Origin of the sequence: Capnocytophaga cynodegmi (assembly GCF_002302475.1) — a bacterium.
In the GTDB taxonomy this organism is placed as follows: domain Bacteria; phylum Bacteroidota; class Bacteroidia; order Flavobacteriales; family Flavobacteriaceae; genus Capnocytophaga; species Capnocytophaga cynodegmi.
On record NZ_CP022378.1, the window covers coordinates 1,646,721 to 1,665,084 of the forward strand.

An 18,364-nucleotide genomic window follows, 5' to 3' on the forward strand; every position below is an offset into this window, starting at 1 on the left:
TTTTGATGAATAAATACATTTTAATATACGTTTTATCTTTTTTATTGGTTTCTTGTGGAGGAACTAAGTCTCCTGAGTTAAAACGTCTCAAAGCAAAAGAGGAGATATTAAAACTTAACACAGAGCTAAATAGCCTAAAGATAGAACTTGAGAAAAGTCGTATAGAAAACGAGGGCTTGAAGTCTGATGTTGATAAAGTTAATAGCAGAGCGGATAAGAAAACATCTGATTTTACATCTGCCGAGGCGGGTTCGTCATCAGCTAAAGATGCAAAACAAGCTCGTCGAGCTTTGAAAAGAGCAGAAAAAGCGAATCGTAATTTGGCGAAAAGTAATAAGAAAATGCAGAAGATTCAACGAAAAATTGAAAAAGTTCAACGAAAAATCGATGGGCTTAATAAGCAAATTGAGTTTGTTGATAATAAGGAAGAAAAGTAGTTGTTTTTGCCTAATGGATAATATTTTCTGAAAAAATCAAGTAAAAAGTTTAATTTTTAAATATTTAATAATAAGTATGGCATCGCATTACGAAGCACCTATACGAAAACCCTTGGTAACGGGCGATAAAACTTATCACGATGTAACTGTTGATATTGCTCGTCCTGTGGAAGGTAAGGCAAATAAGATGTGGTGGATAGTTTTTTCCATTTCTTTGGTCGCTTTCCTTTGGGGCTTGGGCAGTATGATTTACACAGTATCAGTAGGTATTGGTACTTGGGGATTGAATAAAACAGTTGGTTGGGCTTGGGATATCACAAACTTTGTATGGTGGGTGGGTATCGGTCACGCTGGGACGTTAATTTCTGCAGTACTACTTTTATTCAGACAAAAGTGGAGAATGGCGATTAACCGTTCGGCTGAGGCTATGACAATTTTCTCAGTAGTACAAGCAGGTTTGTTTCCAATCATACATATGGGGCGTCCTTGGTTGGGATATTGGGTTATGCCTATTCCAAATCAGTTTGGGTCGTTATGGGTAAACTTTAACTCTCCGCTATTGTGGGACGTATTTGCAATTTCAACATATCTATCAGTGTCTCTGGTATTCTGGTGGACAGGATTATTACCTGATTTTGCGATGCTTCGTGACCGTGCTGTAAAGCCATTCCAAAAGAAAATATACAGTTTGGTGAGTTTTGGTTGGAGTGGTCGTGCTAAAGATTGGCAACGTTTTGAGGAAGTATCGTTGGTACTTGCAGGTTTAGCTACCCCACTAGTACTTTCTGTACACACTATCGTATCATTTGACTTTGCTACATCAGTAATTCCAGGTTGGCATACTACTATTTTCCCGCCTTACTTTGTTGCTGGGGCTATTTTTTCAGGGTTTGCGATGGTAAATACGCTCCTTATCATTATGAGAAAGGTTTGTAATTTCGAGGATTATATAACTATCCAACACATTGAGCTTATGAACATTGTGATTATGATCACGGGTTCGATAGTTGGCTGTGCTTACATAACAGAATTATTTGTTGCGTGGTACTCGGGGGTTGAGTATGAGCAATATGCGTTCTTGAATCGTGCTACTGGTCCGTATGCTTGGGCTTACTGGATGATGATGACATGTAACGTGTTTTCACCACAATTTATGTGGATAAAAAAGGCACGTAGAAGTATAATGTTCTCTTTCATCATTTCATTGGTGGTGAATGTAGGAATGTGGTTTGAGCGTTTTGTAATTATTGTAACTTCTTTGCACAGAGATTACTTACCTTCATCTTGGACAATGTTTTCACCAACTTTTGTAGATATTGGTATTTACATTGGTACAATTGGTTTCTTCTTTGTGTTGTTCTTGTTGTATGCTCGTACGTTCCCTGTAATTGCACAGGCAGAAGTAAAATCAATCTTGAAATCATCGGGAGAGAAATATAAAAAATTAAGAGATAATAATTCTAACCACAACCACAATGAGTAATAAAGTAATACAAGCATTATACAATGATGATGATGTCCTGATGGATGCCGTGAAAAAAGTTAGAGCTAAAAATCATCATATTGCAGAAATTTACACACCTTTTCCTGTTCACGGTTTGGATAAGGCTATGGGGTTGAAGCCTACCAGAATTGCTATTGCATCATTTATTTATGGCTGTATAGGGCTAACAGTGGCAGCTTTGATGGTTAATTTTATTATGATTGAGGATTGGCCGCAAGATATTGGGGGTAAGCCAAGTATGACGTTTTTGCAAAATATGCCAGCGTTCGTCCCTGTGATGTTTGAAATGACTGTCTTTTTTGCAGCTCACTTAATGGTAATTACTTTCTATTTAAGAAGTAAGTTGTGGCCATTTAAAGAAGCAGAAAATCCAGACGTAAGAACTACAGATAACCATTTTTTGATGGAAGTTGCTGTGACAGAAAATAGTATAGGAGATGTAACAACACTTTTGAAAGAAACAGGAGCTGTTGAAATAAAAATAGCAGAAAAATAGGAGATATGAAAAATATAGTGAAAATAGCTTTATTCAGCAGTGTATCTTTACTTTTAGTATCTTGCTTTAACAAACGTGAGCCGAACTATCAGTTTATGCCCAATATGTATGAAAGTGTTGGTTATGAAACATATCAGGAATCGGTAGCTTTTAAGGATAGTATGCAAGCCCAACTACCTGCACAAGGAAGTATTAAACGTGGTTGGAAACCTTATGATTATCCTGATACATCAGCAGGTTTGCTTCTTGCTAAGGAGGAGTTAAAAAATCCTTTGTTAGCCGATTCGCTTAACATAACTTCAAATACAGAGGCGGGTAAGGCTTTGTATGATATTTATTGTGCTGTCTGCCACGGAGCAGAAGGAAACGGAAAAGGTATTTTGGTAGAAAGAGGAAAATTCGCAGGAGTACCAAGTTACGGAGATAAAAATCGTGTTATTACACAAGGGGGTACGTATCACGTGATTTATTATGGGCTTAATGCAATGGGGTCTTATGCTTCACAAATCAACGAGAAAGAACGTTGGCAGGTAGCTCTTTATGTTGAGAAATTACGTGACGAGTTAGTAAAATAATTTCCTAAAAAGAAAGATATTAGATTATGTACACATTTTCAAATAAATTAAAAATCACCTCTATCATTCTTATGGTTGTAGGAATTATAGGAGTTGTAGTAGGTTTCTTGACAGTTCCACATACAGCCGAAGATGAACATATTTTACATATGTTGCACAACAAGCCTTGGGCTGCAGTATATGTTGCTGCTCTTTTCTTTATGCTTATCTCTTTAGGAGTGTTGGCTTTTTACGCTATAAACAGAGCTGCTCAGGCGGGTTGGTCGCCAGTTCTTTTCCGTGTTATGGAAGCAATTACAGCTTACTTATTCCCAGGTGTATTAATAGTTTTTACTTTGTTAGTACTTTCAGGAATGCATCTGAATCATCTTTTTGTTTGGATGGATGAAAGTGTTGTGGCTCACGATGCTCTACTACAAGGAAAACAAGGATACTTAAATGTTCCTTTCTTTTTGGCACGTGCTGCATTTTATATGTTAGGCTGGGTGCTGTATCGCCATTTTTCAAGAAAGTTGTCCATAGCGCAAGATACAGCTACTGACGATAGGAATTTTGTGAAGAATTTCAAACTATCTGCAGGATTTTTAGTATTCTTCTTGGTAACAGAGTCAATGATGTCTTGGGATTGGATTATGAGTGTTGATCCGCACTGGTTCAGTACGTTGTTTGGATGGTACGTGTTTGCAAGTTTCTTTGTGTCAGCTATAACTGTAATTGCGATGATTACGATTTATTTGAAAAGCAGAGGATACTTAGAATACGTAAATAGCAGTCACTTGCACGATTTGGCTAAATTTATGTTTGGACTTTCGATTTTCTGGACATATTTATGGTTTTCCCAATTTTTATTGATTTGGTATTCGGATATTTCGGAAGAAACGGTTTACTATGTTGCTCGTATTAGAGATTATAAAGAAATATTTTTCGGAATGTTAGCTTTTAATTTTGTGTTGCCTTTGTTGTTACTGATTAATACAGATTATAAACGAATTGGCTGGTTGGTGTTTACAGCAGGAGTTTTAATATTGGTAGGACATTATATTGATTTCTATATTATGATTATGCCTGCAACAGTAGGTGACCAATGGAGCATAGGAATTACCGAAATTTCGGCGGTGTTATTCTTTTTAGGGTTTTTTATCTTCGTGGTATTTACATCTTTGACAAAAGCTCCTTTATTGGCGAAACGTCATCCACTAATTGAAGAAAGTAAACATTTTCATTATTAATTAAATTAGTAATGATGAATTATAAAAAATAAAGCCATAGAATTACTATGGCTTTTGTTTTTTTACATTTATTTTTTCTTTATGAAAGCAATCAATAAAAGAATCCAACCAAGCATCAAAAGCAAACCTCCAAAAGGAGTTATGAGTGCAAATGATGAAATATCAATAAAAGTGATGCTTTTTGTAGCTAATAAGTAGATAGAACCAGAGAAAAATAACACTCCTAATACTGTTACTATAAAAGCTGATTTCTTTAGTTTGATTGATATTCCTTCAATTGAAGCTAAAAATAACAAAAACAAGGCGTGGTACATCTGATAACGAACTCCCACTTCAAAACTAACAAGAGCCTCTTGTGAAAGATGCTTTTTTAGTGAATGTGCTCCGAATGCTCCTAAAATGATAGAAGTTACTCCTAATAAAAGTGCAGTAATAATAATTTTCTTTTTCATTTGTATTCTATATAACTGGTTATAGGGCAAATCTACGTTATTTTTTTATATTTGTTAGATTCTTTTATAGGAAATTCTTTTTTTTGTGTAAAACAAAACATATTTCTGTTTTCTTTTGAGATTTACTGAAGAAAATTTAACTTTGCGAAGCATTTTCTAAAATCTGAAGTAAGAAACATTCTGTTTGATTGTAGATGTCAAGTTTTTAAATGAAAAGATTTTGATTTTCTTTTAAGGAAAGACTTTTTAATGATTTTACATATTCATAAATTGTATTTCTTGACTGAAAATGTTTATAATCACTATAAAATTAGCTTGATTATCTCATAAAAACATTTATTTTAAACAAAATCATTCTATGCAAATATTCAAGTTTGGTGGGGCATCTGTAAAAGATGCTGAAGGTGTAAAAAATATAGCAAACATATTGCAAAAGGTTGGTTATTCCAATACGTTGATTGTAATTTCGGCAATGGGAAAAACAACAAATGCTTTGGAAGTAGTTGTACATAATTATTTCAAAGAAAAAGAAAAAATCAAAGAAAGTATTGATTTTGTTAAAGAATTCCATCATAAAATTCTTCAAGGATTGTTCCCTGATGAAAAACATTCGATTTTTTCAAAAATAGATAACTTATTTAACGAATTAACTTCTTTTTTGGAAAGAAATAAATCTCCTAAACATAGTTTTGTATATGATCAAGTAGTTAGTTTTGGGGAATTAATCTCTACTACGATTGTTAGTCAGTATTTGAACGATTGTGGTGTTAAAAATACGTGGCTCGATGTGCGAAACTTAATAAAAACCGATAGTAATTATCGCGATGCAGGAATTAATTGGGAAGAAACACAAAAGAACATCGTTAGTAATGTTAATAAATCACTTTTGAACATTACGCAAGGTTTTTTGGGGAGTGATTCCAATTTTTTTACTACAACCTTAGGAAGAGAAGGCTCGGATTATACAGCAGCTATTTTTGCTTATTGTTTAGATGCTGAAAGTGTAACTATTTGGAAAGATGTTCCTGGTGTACTTAATGCAGACCCTCGTTACTTCGAAAAAACCGAATTATTGCATAAAATTCCATATAAAGAAGCCATTGAACTTGCTTTTTACGGAGCTTCTGTAATTCACCCCAAAACATTGCAACCTTTGCAAAAAAAAGAGATTCCGTTGTTTGTAAAGTCATTTATTAACCCTCAAGCTCAGGGAACTGCCGTTTGCAACGTTGCAGAGCTTGAACCTAAGGTGCCTTGCTTCATTTTAAAGAAAGAACAGGTTGTAATTTCACTTTCGTCGCTCGATTTTTCATTTATTGTGGAAGATAACATCAGTTATATTTTCAAATTACTTTCTGATGCTAAAATGAAAGTTAGTATGATTCAGAATTCAGCTATTAGTTTTTCTGTCTGTGTTGATAATAAATTCGATACACTTTCTGATTTGGTGGAGAAATTGAAAGAAAAATTCAAAGTTTCGGTGTTTGAAAACGTAGATTTGTATACAATTCGTCACGCTGATGAAGCTTCTGTTCAAAAAATTCAGGAAAATAAGGAAGTTTTATTAAAACAAGTCCTTCAAAATACTGTTCAGATAGTAGTTTTGTAGCAGAATTTAAAAAATAAATACCTATTTCAATTTTAAAGTTGATAACAGATGAAAGAACGTTTTGAAGAACATATCTGTCAGAATTTTAATCTTAAAGACAAAAGAATTTTGGTTGCTATCAGTGGGGGAGTGGATAGTATGGTACTTGCAACGTTGTTTTATCAGTTAAATTATGATATTGTTTTAGCACATTGTAATTTTCAGTTAAGGGGTGAAGAAAGTGACCAAGATGAGATTTTTGTAAGAAATTTTGGCGAAAATTTAGCTGTAAAAACTATTGTTAAGCGTTTTGATACGTCACAATTTTCTGCCGAAAGTAAATTAAATACGCAACTATCTGCCCGAAGGTTGCGATATGATTGGTTTTACGAAATAGCCTCTGAAAATCAGTGTGATTATATAGCTACAGCGCATCACGCTGATGATAATCTCGAAACATTCATTATAAATCTTTCCAGAGGAAGCGGACTTGATGGACTATTAGGAATTCCGCAAAAAAATGGAAAAATTATTCGTCCGATGCTTCTTTTTTCACGTGAAGAGATTTTAGAATTTGCAAAACAAAATTCTATTCATTGGAGAGAAGATAGCTCCAATCAGACTGAAAAATATGTCAGAAACAAGATTCGACATACAATTATTCCTGTTCTGAAAGAAATTCACCCCACTTTTTTGGAAAATTTTAAAGAAACGCAACATTATCTTTCACAATCATCACGATTTATAGAAGAAAATATCCAAAAAATTAAAGAACAATGTTTTGAGGAACGAGAATATCAAACTATTATTCGTCTTGAACCTCTTAGAAACGTATCTGATATTGATTTTGTGCTTCACAAACTTTTTTATCCATATAATTTCAGAAATATTCGAGATTTAAAGAAAATGTTATATGCTGAAAGTGGAAAACAACTATTTTCGCCTACACATCATCTCATTAGTGGTCGTGATTATCTTGTTTTGATGAAAACATCTCCTAAAAATGAAGAGTTAGAAGGTGAAGGAATCATTTTTTTAATCAATGAAAATCATTTTGATAGAAAAGATACTATAAAATTGAGTATTTCTGATGTGAGAAGTTATCTTTCACTGGAAATGACTATCCTAAAGCGAGATATAAATCATTTTTTTGATTTAGAACAACTCAAAAACGCAAATAATGAAGTTGCATACTTTGATTATGATACATTGCAATTTCCATTGATGCTTCGGCATAAAAAAGAGGGCGATTTTTTCTATCCGATAGGAATGCAACAAAAAAAGAAGCTTAGCAAGTTTTACATCGATGAAAAATATTCACTTTTTGATAAAGACCAACAATGGTTACTTTGTTCGCAAGAAAATATTGCTTGGGTAATTGGCAAACGAATAGATAATCGTTTTAAAGTTACAAACAAAACACAACGCATCTTAAAAGTATCAATTTTGTGAATTTAATGCTTGAAAAATGAATTTTCCTCCTCAAATTATCAAAAAACTGAATGAAAGAGCAGAAAATAATGCTTTACGAACTCTGAAAAATAATCAATTTGAGTTTGATTTCTATTCCAATGATTATATTAGTTTTTCTTCCTCAGTTAACATTCAAAATGAAGTAAAAAATATTTTATCAACTACAAAATTACAACACGGAGCAACAGGTTCTCGATTAATATCAGGAAATTTCCCACTTTTTGAAATTGCTGAAAATGAGATAAAAACTTTTCATAATTCGGAGAGTGCATTGCTTTTTAATTCAGGATATGATGCTAATGTAGGTTTTTTTTCGTGTGTTCCACAACGAGGAGATATAATTTTATATGATAATTACATTCACGCTTCTATTCGCGATGGAATTTCATTAAGTTTAGCACAATCTTTTAAGTTTAAACATAATAACTTGGAAGATTTGGAAAAATTATTGAAGAAATTTTCCAGCACAATACATTCTATCTTCATAGTTACAGAATCTGTTTTTTCAATGGACGGAGATTCTCCTGATTTACGTCAAATGACCAAATTGGCAGAACAATATAATGCTTTTTTAGTTGTTGATGAAGCTCACGCATTAGGTGTTTTTGGTTTTCAAGGTTGCGGATTGGTTCAGCAATTAGGTTTGGAAGAAAAAGTATTTGCCCGAATTGTTACTTATGGAAAAGCATTGGGTTGTCACGGAGCTTCTGTTTTAGGGAAGGATATTCTGAAGAAATATTTGATAAATTTTGCTCGTTCATTCATTTATACTACGGCAATGTCTCCGCATAGTGTTGCAACAATAATTGCAGCTTATAGAGAGCTTAAAACTACGAATAATATCAAAAAATTACATCAAAATATATCTCTTTTCAGAGATATTCTAAAAAAATCAGACAAAGAAAATATTTTGAATACCGATATAGATGATAAGGAAGTAAAATATGAAAAAAAACTAAAAAATTATTCATTTATTGAGTCAGAATCTTCTATACAAGCAGTGATTTTATCTGGAAATGATTTTGTAAAACAAACAGCTCAAAAATTTCAAGAAAAAGGCTTTGGAGTGATACCAATTCTCTCTCCTACAGTTCCTAAAGGACAAGAACGATTGAGAATTTGTTTGCATAGCTTTAATTCAGAAAAAGAAATAAAAGAATTACTCAATTTTTCGTTTTAAAATTATAAGTAATCTTACTTTTATAAAAAATAATATTGATTTTTATTTTTATGATGTATGAAAAGTAAATTTAGATATATAAATTTTAAATATATATGTTATAAATTAAAATTATAATGTATATATTTATTTTTATAATATCATTTTTTTAAATATATAGATTGTTGTAGTATTGTTTTTGTATTTTTCATTTGTTTTTATTTTTTACTTCTCTTTTATCTGTCTAAAAAATTTTTTATTAGTTAAAAAATATATAAAAATTTGATTTTCAAAAATTATTTGTTTACATTTGAAGCAGAAAATAAAAATAAATTGATTATGGCTACAAAATCTTACTCAGAAAAAGTAGTGCAAACTAAAATAATGGTTGATGCATTGCGAAACAATAAGGAAAGTCTTCCTGCTGGTGTTACAGAAGAAACAATAAGTAAATTGGAAGAATTAAAAAGCCTTGCAGAAAAGCTAAATAGTGAACAAGAAAAATTGAAAGCACAATTAAAGCTAAAAACAGAAGAACTTTCAGATACATTAGATAAATTATCAGCTTTGTATGTTGAAACTAAAAAAAGAGTGAAAATTGATGTTTCAAAATCACTTTGGAAAGAATACGGATTTTCTGATAAGAAATAATAATAAAATTTTATTTTAATGATGCTATTTCTTTTTTCTTTGTTGAATAAATGAAGAAAAAAGAGGTAGCTTTTTTATTTTTTAATATCATAAATTATGAATAAAGATACTTTTTTTATTACAGGAATTTCTACAGAAGTAGGAAAAACAATTGTTTCGGCAATTATTACAGAAGCGCTACAAGCAGATTATTGGAAACCTATTCAATCTGGAGATTTAGATAATTCAGATACTAATAAAGTTCAAAAATTGATTTCAAATGAAAAAAGTGTCTTTCATTCTAATTCATATGCATTAAATATACCAGCAAGTCCGCATTTGTCAGCTGAGTTAGATGGAATTGAAATAGAATTAGATAAAATAAAACGTCCTGAAACTAAAAATCATCTGGTAATTGAAGGAGCAGGAGGATTGTTAGTTCCTTTGAATGTAAAGCATACTATTGCTGATTTAATATTGCCTTCTGACAAAATTATTTTAGTTTCTCGTCATTATTTAGGAAGTATTAATCATACATTACTTACTTACGAAACTTTAAAGCAACGCGGACTTTCTATCTTCGGAATTATTTTTAGTGGAGTAAAAAATCCTTCATCTGAAAGTATTATCTTGGAAAAAACAGGATTAAAATCTCTTTTGCATATAAATGAAGAACCTTATTTCGATAAAAATGTAATTAAATACTATGCAGAGAAATATATATCAAATTTGAATGATTTTTAATCTTGTTTCTTGTTTATTTCTCATAATATACTAATTATATATGATTATAAATGAAAAAATCCGAGAAAGTTCTCGGATTTTTTGGTTTATTATTAAATATGAAGATAAAGTCAAATTAAAACTGATATACAACTTCTATTTTATGTCCTTCAAGAGTTTTTTTAGCTTTTTCAATGTCTTCGGTAAATCCTAACATATATCCGCCTCCTCCTGAGCCGCAAAGTTTCAAGAAATAATCCCCAGTATCGATACCTTTTTTCCAAAGAGCGTGAAATTCGGAAGGAATCATTGGTTTAAAGTTATTAAGAACCACTTTTGAAAGTTTTTTCACATTCTTGAAAAGGGATTTTACATTTCCTTTCAGAAAATCATCAATACAAGCGTCCGTATATTTGATGAATTGTGTTTTTAACATACTTTGAAAGGCTTCATTTTTCATATTTTCCATAAAAATACGAACCATTGGTGCCGTTTCGCCTACAACGCCACTATCTAACAAAAAAACCGCTCCTTTGCCGTTCATCGTTTGGGAGGGTATCCCTGTAGGTTCAATATTATCTTTGGAATTTATAAGAATTGGCAGACTCAAGTAGCTATTCAAAGGGTCTAAACCAGAGGAAGTTCCGTGGAAAAAGCTTTCCATTTTTCCGAAAATATTTTTCAGTTGCAGAAGTTTTTCTCGGGTTAAATTCTCCAAAACCGTGATTTTATTGTGAGCGTATTGGTCGTAAATGGCAGCAACCAAAGCTCCGCTACTCCCAACGCCATAACCTTGCGGAATACTACTATCGAAGTACATTCCGTTACTGATGTCTTTTTTTAGTTGTTCAATGTCAAAAGTAACAACTTCAGGATTTTCTGAGGATAATTTTTCCAGATGGATAGTGAACTGGGCTAACGCTTGGTTTGATTTTTTTGCTTCTGCCTGTTTGCTTTCATCGATTTGGTCAGGCATTTTTAAAGCTCCATTGTAGAAATTATACGGAATAGCCAACCCTTTGGAATCCTTGATGATGCCATATTCCCCAAAGAGTAAGATTTTTGAATAAAATAAAGGTCTCTTCATTCAATTATAAATTTTTCAATGTGTCTATCCTAGCACTTTTTATAGTTATAAGTGGAACTGGATGCAAAGTTAGGTAAAATTATTAAATATTCTTCTGAAAATGATAGAAATTGCTACTTTTTTATTGCTAAGTAAAATACCCTGTTAGTATTTTTTCTCCTAAATTTGAGAAATGACAGAATTTAAAAACAGCGACCTAATTTAGGTTGACTTCGATTTAGCTAAATTAAGAACTTTATTTTTTCCCATATTTCCTGAAAGCAGCAATGAATTGATATATAAAAAATCCAGTAACAATTTTATTAAGATAATCAATAAACACAGACCAACCATTTAGCTCAGCTTTGCTTACTAAAAAGTCTGTCCTATGAGTTATATCAAGGAAAGAAAAATAGTAGCTTATTAGGTTAAAATCAATATCATTATGGTTAAAAATTCTTTCCAAGCTCCATAGATATAAAATATAAAAGAATGCTGAGGAGATAAATATCCCCAAAAAAGGTCTTTTTATAGACAAACCGTGATTGTTTGAAAAACTATTTATGTATAATATTACTTTATCCCAAAAGGACAAATCCTCAATACGTTTAAGTTCTTCGTTTGAAACTGCTTGAAGCTTTAGTGTTTCATAGACATTTCCTGATGCTTCAAGTACCTTTTTTAATTGTAAAAAAGTTTCGTAACGTATTTTGAAATAATTTTTATCTTTTTTATCTGGGCAATGAATATTCTCAATGGTTTTTATTTTATCAAATTCTTTGAGTTTACTTGGGAAATCACAGGCTGTGAAAGTGGTTTGTCCAAACCTATTTCTGTAAAACGATATTATTGAATAATCATTAAATGCAATGTTGTTAAACAAAACTTTATCAAGATTCGAGTTTTTTATCTCTAATTTTCTTTCTTCTACCTCCTTTCGAAAAGGTCTGATATTATAAAAATTAGCTCCTAATTGTGTTGAAAATTCTGAAATGTACCAATTGTCTATTTTACAATTTTCAATTGCCAATTTTCCTGTTGAATATCCACTTATGGACAATGTTGATAATAGAGCATTGATTATTTTAGTAGATGTATGTTCCTTATCTGCGGAATAATTAATACTTAAACTAATATTAATTTTTTTCTTCTCTTCTTTACTTAAGTAATATCCAATTTTATTTAATTCTTTGTAATGTGTTTTATAAATACCTACCTTGTTAGTTTTATTTTCGTTAAATGTAAAAGTTATTTCCTTACAATCGTAAATGTTAAATGAACGTTTTTTTGTAAATAAGTCTTCCAAGGTTGTTTTTGAAGATTTTAACAACTTTTTCCATCGAATTGGAAAGATATTTTCTTCTGTGTAGGAAATAGTAACACTTTTTAAATTAAGTAGGAATAATAAATGATTTGGAAAACAATTGTTTATACTAACATTCTTTAGATTTTCATTTTCTATTTTTCCTTTTAGAATTGAATTTCCGAAAGATATTGAAAGATTTGTTGTGACAATGTTTTTAATGTTTATTTCATAAATAAAACAATCAGTAAATAGAATATTTATTTTTTCGAAATCTATTATTTCACTATTTTCAATTTCTAATTTTTTAAACAGACAACCTATAAAAATGAATGTAAACTTTCCCTCTTGAAAAGATAAATTTGTAAAATTTGAAGCCTTGATGACTATTTTACTATCTTCGAGGTAGTCTTTGTTTTGGACTATTTTATAAGGAGTTAAAGATATTTCATTCATCCTATTGATAATGTGAGTTAGTTTGTGCTTTTTGTTAAGTACTTAAATCTTTAGAGAGCTTTGTAAATAAAAACAACAATCAACTAAAATAAGTGCAATGTTAACTTCAATACATTGAAATTTAATTATATAAAATTTGTTGGATGTCTTTGTAATTCAAGAATTTAATAATATTGATCTTGAGATAGCTGGTCTAAGATAAATTGCTTATTTTCACAAAATGCAATCAATTCATCTTTAATAAATTGCAAAACTTCGTTTTTGTACGAATCTGGATATAAAACGTGTACGTTGGCACCAGCATCCAAAGTGAAACAAACGGGAGTTTTAGTTTCTTGCCGGAACTTCCAAATGCGTTGAATAACTTCTAAAGTGTTGGGTTTCATTAGTATGAAGTAAGGAAGACTGGTCATCATCATTGCGTGAAGTGTTAAGGCTTCACTTTCAACAATTTCGATGAACTTATCTAAATCTCCATCTTTAAAAACAGGAATTAATTTATTAAGATTTTCGTGAGCTTGTTCGAAGCGTTTTTGAGCAAAAGGGTGATTGTGCATCAAGTCGTGTCCTACAGAGCTGCTCACTTGCTTTTGTCCTTTATCGATAAGCAAAATTGTGTCCTGATAATTTTTAAAAATATCGTGAATTTCAAAAGGATATGGAATTCCATAAAGGTCAGAACTTTGCGGAATAGACTTATGTTCTCCCCAAACCACAATATTTCCTTGTATGCTCCTACAGGCACTTCCTGATCCCAAACGTGCTAAAAATGAGGCTTTTTGCCAAAAATCGCTTTCTGAAATATTAGGGTTTAATTGCTTTTCAATCTGCATCAAACATACCGACAATGCTGCCATAGCACTTGCTGAAGAGGCAATCCCGCTACTATGCGGAAAGGAATTTTCTGAATATATTTCAAAATGATAGTCCTTCAAAAAAGGCAAGTATTCGTAAATCCGATTGAAAAAAGTAATTATTTTTGGGTGGAAAGACGGCTTTGGTTCTTTTTCAAAAAAGAAAGTAAATTGAAAATCATCAGTAGGCGTTTCCAATTTTTTAAAACGAACTGAAGTTTCTGTATAACAATTTGTTAGTGTAAAACTAACGGAGGGATTTGCAGGGATTTGCCCTTCAAGTTTTCCCCAATATTTAACCAAAGCAATATTGCTTGGTGCTTTCCAAGAAATGAAATTTTTATTGCTCATTCAGTCTTTTTTATCGTATTGGGCGATTCATTACCAAATCGATGTATAAATTTACTTTGTCTTTCAGTTGTTTTCGATTTACTATGAAGTCCAAAAAACCGTGCTCCAACACAAATTCTGCTGTTTGGAAACCTTCTGGTAAGTCTTGTCCTGTGGTATCTTTCACCACTCGAGGTCCTGCAAATCCGATTAACGCTCCTGGTTCGGCAATGTTAATGTCGCCAAGCATTGCATATGAGGCTGTTGTTCCTCCAGTAGTAGGGTCGGTACAAAGTGAGATGTAAGGTAGCTTTGCCTCGTCCAGTTGGGCTAATTTTACAGAGGTTTTAGCCATTTGCATCAGTGAAAGTGCTGCTTCCATCATTCTGGCTCCTCCTGATTTTGAAATCATTAGGAAAGGCAATTTGTGTTTGATAGCATAAGCTATAGCTCTTGATATTTTCTCCCCTACCACACTTCCCATCGAACCGCCAATGAAAGCAAAATCCATACAAGCAATTACGATTTTCTCACCTTTTGACTTGCCAACTGCAGTGCGGACAGCGTCTTTTAAACCTGTTTTTTGTTCAGCCTCTTTTAAACGTGTTGCATACGATTTTGTATCAACGAATTCCAAAGGGTCTTTGGAGGATAAATTGGCATCAAGTTCTTTAAATTCATTATTATCGAATAAGATTTGGAAGTATTCCTTACTTCCTATCCTGACGTGATAGTCGTCTTCTGGACTTACAAAGTAGTTTGTTTCAAGAGCTTCATTGTCAACTATACTTCCGCTTGGGGATTTGTACCATAGCCCTTTTGGTATATCTTTTTTTTCTTCAGTAGAAGTTTGAATTCCTTTTGCTGTTCTTTTAAACCAAGACATAATCTCTCTGTATTTGTTGGACAAAAGTACAAAAAAAAAATGAATTTGAAAGCAGAATTAAAATTTGAGAAAAGTAATTCCTACGTATTGTTAAATTTCTTGAAAATATATTATTGCTTTGATTTTTACATTTTTTTCGGAAAGATATATTCTTAATCATTATTATGTGTTTTTTCAGAGTGTTAAAAAGAGTTAGATTTTGTGGATTGTTTTCTTTGGAAATAAAAGTAGATTTTTTTATTTGGTTATATTTTCTAACTTTGCGGTGTTGAAAATGTGAAATTTATATTGCTGATTTTGTTTTTATTATGTAATGTAAGCTTCTTTTTAAAATTTTCAACATTAAATAGAACTAAATGAAATTACTAACATATGTAAAGGCTGCTCGTCTACGAACCTTGCCACTGTCTGTTTCTGGTATTGTTATGGGGAGTGCTTTGGCGTTTCGTGCAGGATATTTTCGATGGGAAGTTTTCCTGTTGGCACTTTTAACAACGATTCTCTTCCAAGTACTTTCTAATTTTGCTAATGATTATGGCGACGGGGTGAAAGGTACGGATAATGCAAATCGGATTGGTCCAGAAAGAGCTTTGCAAAGTGGAAAGGTAACTCGGAAGCAAATGAAACTTGCAGTTCTGATAACGGCTTTGTTGTCAGTGCTTTCGTCTATAGTGCTTATTTATGTTTCTTTCGGAAAAGAAAATCTTATGTATGTATTGATTTTCTTTTTTTTAGGGTTATTTTGTGTCGCGGCGGCAATCAAATATACGGTAGGAACATCGGCTTATGGTTATAGAGGATTAGGAGACGTATTTGTGTTCATTTTCTTTGGTTTGGTAAGTGTACTTGGCTCGTATTTTTTGTATGTACATCAATTAAATTGGAAAATATTTTTACCTGCTGTGGCAATTGGTTTGCTTAGTGTAGCGGTGCTGAATCTCAATAATATGCGTGATTATGAGAATGATAAGGCAGTAGGCAAAAATACACTTGTGGTGAAAATGGGAGTTGATTTGGCTAAGTATTATCAGTATTATTTGGTGGTTTTGGCTATGCTGTGTATGTTGGCTTTTTCGATTTTGAATTTTCAGGTACGTTGGCAATTGATTTACATATTAGCTTTTTTTCCTTTGATAGTACATTTGCTTTCTGTTAAACGAAATAAAAACCTAAAAGACTTGGATAAAGAACTGAAAATTGTAGCTTTTAGTACTTTTTTTTTAACAATATTGTTTTTCATTGCACAAATTTTGTAATTTCGCCAATTGAGAATTATTTATATCTAATCATTCAAAAATACATTTATTTCACACCTCATTGATGTTGAAAATACTATGGAAATAACTTTTTATGGACATTCTTGCGTTGGGATAAAAACAGAGGATACAAATCTGTTGGTGGACCCTTTTATATCGGGAAATCCTTTCGCCAGACATATTAATATTGAACAGATAAAAGCTGATTACATCTTACTTACCAATGCTCATCAAGACCATACAATGGATGTTGAGGCTATTGCAAAGAGAACCAAAGCAAAGATTATTTCAAATTTTGAAATAGTTGAGCATTATTACAATTTGGGTTTTGATGGTCATCCTATGAATTTGGGTGGCTCTTTTGAGTTTCCGTTCGGGTATTTGAAGTTTGTACAAGCGTTGCATTCTTCCACATTTCCTGATGGAAAGGCAGGAGGCTGTGCGGGAGGTTTTATTTTGAAAACATTTGAAAAAACTATCTACATAGCTGGGAATACAGCCTTACATTTTGATATGCAGCTTATTCCAGTGCGTCATAAGATAGATTTTGCAGTGTTACCAATTGGAGGAAACTTCACAATGGATATAGAAGATGCTGTTATGGCTTCCGATTTTGTGAAGTGTAATAGAGTGTTGGGAGTAAATTATGATACATTCAGTTACATTAAGCTCGACCACGAATTAGCAAGACGAAGTTTCAGAGCCAAAGGCAAAGAATTGTTATTGCTTGAAATAGGCAGAACTATCACCATTTAACAGTTTTCTACATTTTTATCTACAATTATTTTGAAATGAATTACTTTTCATCGGATTTTACTTTGGGTATTTTAGGAGGAGGACAATTAGGGAAAATGTTACTTACTGAAACCCGAAAGTATGATATCAAAACTCACGTATTGGATTCCAGTGCCGACGCTCCCAGTCGTTTGGCGTGTAATCAATTCATTCAAGGAGATTTGAATGATTATGAAGCAGTTTACAATTTTGGTAAAAATGTCGATGTCCTTACCATTGAAATTGAAAATGTTAATGTCGATGCACTCGAAAAATTGGAAGAGGAGGGGATAAAAGTATATCCTTCGGCAAAAAGTTTGAGAATTATTCAAAATAAAGGGCTTCAGAAAGAATTCTACAAAAAGAATAATATTCCAACGGCAAGTTTTGACATTTTTGCTTCAAAAAGAGAACTGAATCAGGCAATTACGCAAGGCAAAGTTCAATTTCCTTTCGTTTGGAAAAGTACTCGCTTTGGTTATGATGGTAATGGTGTAAAGGTTGTTCGTACAACAGATGATTTGATGAATATTTCTGATACAGAGTGTATTGCTGAAATGATGATTCCTTTTAAGAATGAATTGGCTGTGATAGTAGCTCGTAATCCGAAAGGGGAAGTAAGGACATATCCTGTTGTGGAAATGGAGTTTCATCCTGAGGCCAATCAAGTGGAATACGTGATTTGTCCTGCTCGAATCTCAGAAAAAATAGCTGAAAAGGCTCGTAGAATAGCACTCCAGGTAGCAGAGGCGTTTAAAATTACGGGGCTTTTGGCAGTAGAAATGTTTCAAACCCAAGATGATGAAATTTTGGTGAATGAAGTTGCTCCGCGTCCTCACAATTCTGGGCATTATAGCATTGAGGCTTCTTATACGAGTCAGTTTGAGCAACATTTACGTGCTATTTTAAATCTTCCTTTGGGAAAAACTGATAGTAAAGTGGCTGGAGTTATGGTGAATCTGGTTGGAGCAGAGGGATATGCGGGTAATGTGGTTTATAAAAATATTGAAAAGATTATGGCTATGGATGGCGTTACGCCCCATATCTATGGGAAAAGAGAAACAAGACCTTTCCGCAAAATGGGACACGTTACCATCATTGATGAAAATGTTTCTAAAGCTCGTGAAATAGCTCAGAAAGTAAAGGAAACCATCTTCGTTATCAGCGAGTAAA

Annotated in this window: 18 protein-coding genes; 13 read left to right on the forward strand and 5 right to left on the reverse strand. The window is 32.3% G+C overall.

Translation table 11 applies throughout. From position 1 onward, the window contains the following. Nucleotides 1-5: 5 nt before the first annotated feature. The 5 genes from CGC48_RS07415 to CGC48_RS07435 all read left to right on the forward strand — a co-directional run bounded on the left by CGC48_RS07415 (nt 6) and on the right by CGC48_RS07435 (nt 4,241). Nucleotides 6-437, forward strand: a complete 432-nt coding sequence (locus CGC48_RS07415) for a SlyB protein (RefSeq protein WP_098029075.1) — start codon at nt 6-8, stop codon at nt 435-437. A 76-nt stretch (nt 438-513) separates the two neighbouring features. Continuing rightward, complete coding sequence (gene nrfD / locus CGC48_RS07420; RefSeq protein WP_018278831.1) at nt 514-1,920, forward strand: NrfD/PsrC family molybdoenzyme membrane anchor subunit; 1,407 nt, start codon at nt 514-516, stop codon at nt 1,918-1,920. Continuing rightward, nucleotides 1,913-2,437 carry a DUF3341 domain-containing protein gene (locus tag CGC48_RS07425; protein ID WP_098029076.1) on the forward strand — a complete coding sequence of 175 codons (525 nt, stop codon included), beginning with the start codon at nt 1,913-1,915 and terminating at the stop codon, nt 2,435-2,437. The genes nrfD and CGC48_RS07425 overlap by 8 nt, the downstream gene beginning before the upstream one ends. A gap of 5 nt (nt 2,438-2,442) precedes the next feature. After that, complete coding sequence (locus CGC48_RS07430) at nt 2,443-3,012, forward strand: c-type cytochrome (RefSeq protein ID WP_098029077.1); 570 nt, start codon at nt 2,443-2,445, stop codon at nt 3,010-3,012. A gap of 26 nt (nt 3,013-3,038) precedes the next feature. Then, complete coding sequence (locus CGC48_RS07435; protein WP_098029078.1) at nt 3,039-4,241, forward strand: quinol:cytochrome C oxidoreductase; 1,203 nt, start codon at nt 3,039-3,041, stop codon at nt 4,239-4,241. A gap of 68 nt (nt 4,242-4,309) precedes the next feature. Here CGC48_RS07435 and CGC48_RS07440 read toward each other — a convergent pair whose 3' ends face one another. Continuing rightward, nucleotides 4,310-4,693 carry a DUF423 domain-containing protein gene (locus CGC48_RS07440; protein ID WP_098029079.1) on the reverse strand — a complete coding sequence of 128 codons (384 nt, stop codon included), beginning with the start codon at nt 4,691-4,693 and terminating at the stop codon, nt 4,310-4,312. 358 nt (nt 4,694-5,051) lie between these two features. Here CGC48_RS07440 and CGC48_RS07445 point away from each other — a divergent pair, with 358 nt between their 5' ends. The 5 genes from CGC48_RS07445 (at nt 5,052) to bioD (ending at nt 10,287) form a co-directional block, all read left to right on the forward strand. Continuing rightward, nucleotides 5,052-6,302 (forward strand): aspartate kinase, encoded by a 1,251-nt coding sequence (locus CGC48_RS07445; RefSeq protein WP_098029080.1) that lies wholly within the window; start codon nt 5,052-5,054, stop codon nt 6,300-6,302. 48 nt (nt 6,303-6,350) lie between these two features. Then, entirely contained in the window at nt 6,351-7,733 is a 1,383-nt protein-coding gene (tilS, locus tag CGC48_RS07450; protein WP_098029081.1) for a tRNA lysidine(34) synthetase TilS, read from the forward strand. A 16-nt stretch (nt 7,734-7,749) separates the two neighbouring features. Next, a complete protein-coding gene (locus tag CGC48_RS07455; RefSeq protein WP_098029082.1) occupies nt 7,750-8,934 on the forward strand; it encodes an aminotransferase class I/II-fold pyridoxal phosphate-dependent enzyme in 1,185 nt (394 codons plus the stop codon). A 318-nt stretch (nt 8,935-9,252) separates the two neighbouring features. Further along, nucleotides 9,253-9,564 carry a membrane-binding protein gene (locus tag CGC48_RS07460; protein WP_098029794.1) on the forward strand — a complete coding sequence of 104 codons (312 nt, stop codon included), beginning with the start codon at nt 9,253-9,255 and terminating at the stop codon, nt 9,562-9,564. Between the two features lie 96 nt (nt 9,565-9,660). Beyond that, on the forward strand, nt 9,661-10,287 hold the full coding sequence (gene bioD / locus CGC48_RS07465) for a dethiobiotin synthase (protein ID WP_098029083.1): 627 nt from the start codon (nt 9,661-9,663) through the stop codon (nt 10,285-10,287). A gap of 115 nt (nt 10,288-10,402) precedes the next feature. Here the strand turns inward: bioD and CGC48_RS07470 are convergent, their stop codons facing one another. The 4 genes from CGC48_RS07470 to accD all read right to left on the reverse strand — a co-directional run bounded on the left by CGC48_RS07470 (nt 10,403) and on the right by accD (nt 15,161). After that, the gene (locus CGC48_RS07470) at nt 10,403-11,353 is read right to left on the reverse strand and encodes a mevalonate kinase family protein (RefSeq protein WP_095916861.1); all 951 of its coding nucleotides are present in this window, start codon (nt 11,351-11,353) and stop codon (nt 10,403-10,405) included. Nucleotides 11,354-11,588: 235 nt separating this feature from the next. Beyond that, complete coding sequence (locus CGC48_RS07475) at nt 11,589-13,091, reverse strand: hypothetical protein (protein WP_098029084.1); 1,503 nt, start codon at nt 13,089-13,091, stop codon at nt 11,589-11,591. Between the two features lie 164 nt (nt 13,092-13,255). Further along, nucleotides 13,256-14,296, reverse strand: a complete 1,041-nt coding sequence (locus CGC48_RS07480) for a diphosphomevalonate/mevalonate 3,5-bisphosphate decarboxylase family protein (protein WP_098029085.1) — start codon at nt 14,294-14,296, stop codon at nt 13,256-13,258. A gap of 10 nt (nt 14,297-14,306) precedes the next feature. After that, the gene (gene accD, locus CGC48_RS07485) at nt 14,307-15,161 is read right to left on the reverse strand and encodes an acetyl-CoA carboxylase, carboxyltransferase subunit beta (RefSeq protein ID WP_018279419.1); all 855 of its coding nucleotides are present in this window, start codon (nt 15,159-15,161) and stop codon (nt 14,307-14,309) included. A gap of 356 nt (nt 15,162-15,517) precedes the next feature. On the opposite strand from accD, the gene CGC48_RS07490 reads away from it, so the two are divergent. The 3 genes from CGC48_RS07490 (at nt 15,518) to CGC48_RS07500 (ending at nt 18,363) form a co-directional block, all read left to right on the forward strand. After that, nucleotides 15,518-16,417, forward strand: a complete 900-nt coding sequence (locus CGC48_RS07490) for a 1,4-dihydroxy-2-naphthoate polyprenyltransferase (RefSeq protein WP_098029086.1) — start codon at nt 15,518-15,520, stop codon at nt 16,415-16,417. A 78-nt stretch (nt 16,418-16,495) separates the two neighbouring features. Beyond that, nucleotides 16,496-17,173 (forward strand): metal-dependent hydrolase, encoded by a 678-nt coding sequence (locus CGC48_RS07495; protein WP_098029087.1) that lies wholly within the window; start codon nt 16,496-16,498, stop codon nt 17,171-17,173. A gap of 35 nt (nt 17,174-17,208) precedes the next feature. Beyond that, nucleotides 17,209-18,363 (forward strand): 5-(carboxyamino)imidazole ribonucleotide synthase, encoded by a 1,155-nt coding sequence (locus CGC48_RS07500; RefSeq protein ID WP_098029088.1) that lies wholly within the window; start codon nt 17,209-17,211, stop codon nt 18,361-18,363. Nucleotide 18,364 lies beyond the last annotated feature (1 nt).